4 protein-coding genes are annotated in these 4,029 nt (G+C 63.8%); all 4 read right to left on the reverse strand.

Going from position 1 to position 4,029, the window contains the following annotated elements; translation table 11 throughout:
• Positions 1-144: 144 nt before the first annotated feature.
• Positions 145-1,143 carry an AraD1 family protein gene (gene araD1, locus EN925_RS26075; protein ID WP_127369527.1) on the reverse strand — a complete coding sequence of 333 codons (999 nt, stop codon included), beginning with the start codon at positions 1,141-1,143 and terminating at the stop codon, positions 145-147.
• A 32-nt stretch (positions 1,144-1,175) separates the two neighbouring features.
• A complete protein-coding gene (locus EN925_RS26080) occupies positions 1,176-1,952 on the reverse strand; it encodes an SDR family oxidoreductase (RefSeq protein ID WP_127369526.1) in 777 nt (258 codons plus the stop codon).
• 11 nt (positions 1,953-1,963) lie between these two features.
• A complete protein-coding gene (locus EN925_RS26085) occupies positions 1,964-3,691 on the reverse strand; it encodes an IlvD/Edd family dehydratase (protein WP_127384965.1) in 1,728 nt (575 codons plus the stop codon).
• On the reverse strand, positions 3,688-4,029 hold a 342-nt coding region (locus tag EN925_RS26090), incomplete at its 5' end, for an FCD domain-containing protein (RefSeq protein ID WP_164894391.1). The genes EN925_RS26085 and EN925_RS26090, both read right to left, overlap by 4 nt.

Here is a 4,029-nt window from a genome sequence, read left to right on the forward strand (position 1 = left end):
ACCCGAAGGTTCGCGGCGAGCGCCGCCGATGTCATCAGGCCGATGCTGAGCCCGATTGTCGCTAGTCTTAGAAACGCTTTCTTCAGTCCCATTTTTAATCTCCCATTATCGTTCTGGTGGACCGTAATTTTCGGGCCTGCGCCGTCACAGCTGGGTAACAGCGACCAGTCCCTCGTCCGGCACCGACACCATCCGGTTGCGCAGTGGCTTGCCGAACGTCTGTGCCTGGATTTCATACTCGTCGCCGGAAGCCGTCTTGACGCCGGAGGCGTAGCTCATCACCGCCGCGCCGAAGAAATAGGCGTGCAGGTCGCCCGCCCTGCGGTGCATCGGGTAGCGGAAATGGAAGTGTTCGAGATTGGCGATCGAGTGCGACATGTGCGCTTCACCCGACAGGAACTCCTGCTCCCAGATAACAGTGCCGTCGCGCAGGATGCGCGAATGGCCGCGCACTTCTTCGGGCAGGTCACCGATCAGCAGTTCCGGACCGATCGAGCAGGAGCGCAGCTTGGAATGGGCGAGATAAAGGTAGTTCTCGCCCTCCGTCACGTGGTCGGAATATTCGTTTCCGAGCGCATAGCCGATGCGATAGGGATGGCCATCGGGTCCATTGACATAAAGCCCGACGATCTCGGCTTCCTCTGCACCGGCTTTCGCGAATGCCGGCATCGGCAGCGGCGCGCCGGGCGGGACAACGCAGGTGCCGACGCCCTTGAAGAACCACTCTGGCTGAATCCCGATCTTGCCGGCGCCAGGCTTGCCGCCCTCCAGTCCCATGCGGAAGATTTTCAAGGAATCGGATTCGTCGGCACCTTCGCCATGGGTCAGAACATGCATCTGGTTGCGCGCGGCGGCACTTCCGGTGTGGGTGAGGCCGGTGCCGGTGACCAGGAAGCGCGCCGGTTCGGGATGGTCGACCGGAGCGAGCACCTGCCCATCGCGCAACAGTTGGTCGTAGTCGATTTTCGCTGTGCCGGTCCGCTTCTCGACCAGCGCTGCGATCGACGTGCCCTGGGCAATTGCCGCTTCGGCCAGCTCCAGCACGCTGCTGGTCTTCTCGAGAGGGTGCAGATGATTGCCGTCATCGCAGACACGGCCAACCCCTCTGCTGCCGTCGGCCATTCTGAACTGAACAAGACGCATGAACTAACCTTCTTCCTTTGAAGCCGTACGGGTCACACCCAGCCCGCATCGACGATGAACTGCTGGCTTGTGCACATGCGGCTGTCGTCGGCGGCGAGGAACAGCGCCATGCGCGCGATATCGGAGGGTTGCAGCCGGTCGGGCAGGCACTGCCTTTCCGCGATCTGGCGTTCGCCGGCCGGGTCCAGCCACAGGCGAATCTGGCGCTCGGTCATCACCCAGCCCGGCACCATGCAGTTGACGCGGATGCGCTCAGGGCCAAGCTCGCGGGCCAGCGCCCGCGTCATGCCGTAAACAGCCGCTTTCGCGGTGACATAGGCTGGGCAATCCGGATCGCCGACCATCCAGGTGATGGAGCCGAAGTTGATGATCGAGCCGCCGCCCTGCGCGCTCATCTGCGGACGCACTGCCTGCGCCGCGAAAAACTGGTGGCGCAGATTGACCGCCATGCGGTCGTCCCAATAGGCAACCGTCACATCCTTGGTCTGGTGGCGGTCGTCATTGCCGGCATTGTTGCACAGCGCCTGGATGGGGCCATTGTGCTGCATTGCCTGCACGGTTGCCGCCTGCAACTCTTCGACGTTGCGCAGGTCGCATGGAATGAACAGCGGCGCGGCATGTCCGTCGGCCGCAATCGCGTCGACCAGACGTTGGGATGGTTCTTCGGCCATGTCGACGAAGGCGACGCGGCTGCCCTGGGCGCAGAAATGGCGCACCAGGCTTTCGCCGATGCCGCTGCCGCCGCCTGTTATGAAGACGCTGCGGCCCTTGAGGCTTGGATAGATCGCGTAGCCGATTTCATCCGTCATCGCGCGCCTCTCTAGTGCGAATGCCGAGGAATGCCGGCATCGCGCCGGCCGACGAGAAAGTCGAAATCGCAGCCCTTGTCGGCCTGCAGCACGCGCTCGACATAAAGGCTCTGGTAGCCGCCCTCCGGCGACGCCGGCGGCTTCCAGTCACGCCGGCGGATGGCGAGCTCCTCTTCCGACACCAAAAGTTCCAACCGGCGGCCGGCGACGTCGAGCTCGATGAGGTCGCCGTCGCGCACCAGCGCCAGCGCGCCGCCTGCGGCTGCTTCCGGCGCCACATGCAGAACCACGGTGCCGTAGGCGGTGCCGCTCATGCGCGCGTCCGAAATGCGCACCATGTCGGAGATGCCTAGCTTGAGCAGTTTGGCCGGCAGCGGCATGTTGCCGACCTCGGCCATTCCGGGATAACCGCGCGGCCCGCAGTTCTTCAGCACCATCACCGAGGTGGCGTCGATGTCCAACTCCGGATCGTCGATGCGGGCGTAGTAATGCTCGATGTTTTCGAACACCACCGCCTTGCCGCGATGCTGCATCAGCTCGGGCGTTGCCGCGGACGGCTTGATGACCGCGCCGTCAGGCGCCAGATTGCCGCGCAGGATGGAGATGCCCCCTTCCTTGGTCAGCGGCTCGCTCATTGGGCGGATCACTTCGCTGTTGTAGTTGGGCGCGCCGTCGATCAATTCACCGATGGTCTTGGCGCTGACGGTCATGGCGTCGCGATGAAGAAGCCCCACTTCATCAAGCGACGCCATGACCGCAGCTAGCCCCCCGGCGTAGTAGAAATCTTCCATCAGGAACCGGCCCGACGGCATCAAATCGACAATGGTTGGAACGTCACGACCTAGGCGGTCCCAGTCTTCGAGGCTGAGATCGACACCGATCCGGTTGGCGATGGCGATCAGATGCAGCACCGCATTGGTCGAGCCACCGATCGCGCCGTTGACGCGAATGGCGTTCTCGAACGCTTGCCTGGTGAGGATCTCCGCGATCGTCACGTCCCTGCGCACCAGATCGACGATCTGGCGTCCGGCCATCTGGGCGAGCACGCCACGGCGCGAATCCACCGCCGGGATCGCGGCGTTGTCCGGCATGCCGATGCCGAGCGCTTCGACCATGCTGGCCATGGTCGAGGCTGTGCCCATCGTCATGCAGCTGCCCGCCGATCGGCTTTGGCCCTGCTCGGCGGCGAGAAAGTCGGCAACCGGCATGCGGCCGGCTTTAACCTCCTCGGCGAATTTCCAGACATGGGTGCCCGAGCCGATATCGTGTCCGCGGAACTTGCCGTTGAGCATCGGCCCGCCGGAAACGGCGATGGTCGGCAGGTTGCACGATGCGGCGCCCATCAGCAGCGCCGGTGTGGTCTTGTCGCAACCGACCAGCAGGATGACGCCATCGATCGGATTGCCGCGGATGGACTCCTCGACATCCATGCTGACCAGGTTGCGAAACAGCATGGCGGTGGGGCGCATGTTGCTCTCGCCCAGCGACATCACCGGAAATTCGAGCGGCAGGCCGCCGGCTTCATAGACGCCGCGCTTGACGTGATCGGCCAGCGCCCGCAGGTGGGCATTGCACGGGGTCAATTCCGACCAGGTGTTGCAGATGCCGATCACCGGGCGGCCGTCGAAAGCGTCGGCGGGAATGCCCTGGTTCTTCATCCAGCTGCGGTGCATGAAGGCGTTCTTGCCCTCACCGCCGAACCAGGCCTCGGACCGTAGCTTGCGTTTGTTCTCGCTCACGATGCCAGCTCCCGATTCTGGCGGCGCTTGTTGCGGTTCTCGACACTGCGGCGCACGTCCTCCTCAGCATTGTCGATGAGGACCAGCAGCGCCTTTTGTGCGCCGGTCGCGTCGCCGGCGGCGATCTTTTCGGCGACTTCCCGGTGCAGCGGCAATGAGGGGCGCTGCCCTTCCGGATTGTCGTTGGAAAGACGAAAGCTCGTCACCAATGCGGTTTCGACCAGTGCCGCCAGCGAGCCGATCAGCTCATTGCCGGTCATGCGCAGTATGGTCTGGTGGAACAAAAGGTCAGGCTTGGCGAAGCGGTCGCCGTCGTCGACCACCGCCTCCATTTCGAC

The sequence above is a fragment of the Mesorhizobium sp. M7A.F.Ca.US.006.04.2.1 genome (assembly GCF_004022915.1).
Lineage (GTDB): Bacteria > Pseudomonadota > Alphaproteobacteria > Rhizobiales > Rhizobiaceae > Mesorhizobium > Mesorhizobium ciceri.

Excerpts from the sequence above, each read along its gene's own strand:
- araD1 (WP_127369527.1), bottom strand. The coding sequence starts at position 1,143 with ATGCGTCTTGTTCAGTTCAGAATGGCCGACGGCAGCAGAGGGGTTGGC.
- EN925_RS26080 (WP_127369526.1), bottom strand. The coding sequence starts at position 1,952 with ATGACGGATGAAATCGGCTACGCGATCTATCCAAGCCTCAAGGGCCGC.